This window comes from Streptomyces sp. DH12 (assembly GCF_020873895.1).
GTDB lineage: Bacteria > Actinomycetota > Actinomycetes > Streptomycetales > Streptomycetaceae > Streptomyces.
Genome location: NZ_JAHWGT010000501.1, coordinates 1 through 587 on the forward strand (window position 1 = coordinate 1; position 587 = coordinate 587).

Below are 587 nucleotides of genomic sequence, written 5' to 3' on the forward strand. Positions count from 1 at the left end.
CACCCGGATCGATCCGCCGGTGTCGGTACCGAGGGCGAATGTCGCCGCACCGGAGGCCACGGCGACGGCGGAGCCGCCGCTGGAGCCACCGGCGATCCTCCCCTGGTCCCAGGCGTTGTTGGTCTGCGGGGTGGTCAGCCCGTAGGCGAACTCATGGGTGTGCGTCTTGCCGATCAGAATCGCGCCGGCCGCACGCAGACTCGCGGCGACCGTGCTGTCGCGGGCCGCGCGGTGACCGGCCCGGGTCCTGGAGCTTGCCGTGGTGGACACGCCGATCACATCGATCACGTCCTTGATTCCTACCGGGATCCCGTGCAGCGGGCCCCGGTAGGAGCCCTGGGCGGCTTCGCGCTCGGCCTCGCGGGCGGTCCGACGGACGTGATCAGCGGAAACCGCGACGTAGGCCGCAACGTGCGGCTCCACCTGCTCGATGCGGTCGAGGACCGAGTCGACGAGTTCGACGGGGGACAGCCGTCGCTCCCGGATCTCCCGCGCGGCGGCGGCGGGGGACATCTCATACGGCTGCATCGTGCTTCCCCTCTTGCGCGCGGACGGCGCCGGCGGGCGGGGTGTCCCCGAAGTTCAGC

Annotated in this window: 1 protein-coding gene; it reads right to left on the reverse strand. The window is 71.9% G+C overall.

What is annotated here, in order from left to right; translation table 11 throughout:
• On the reverse strand, window positions 1–528 hold a 528-nt coding region (locus LPA54_RS35415), incomplete at its 3' end, for an amidase (protein WP_228984687.1).
• Window positions 529–587: the final 59 nt, after the last annotated feature.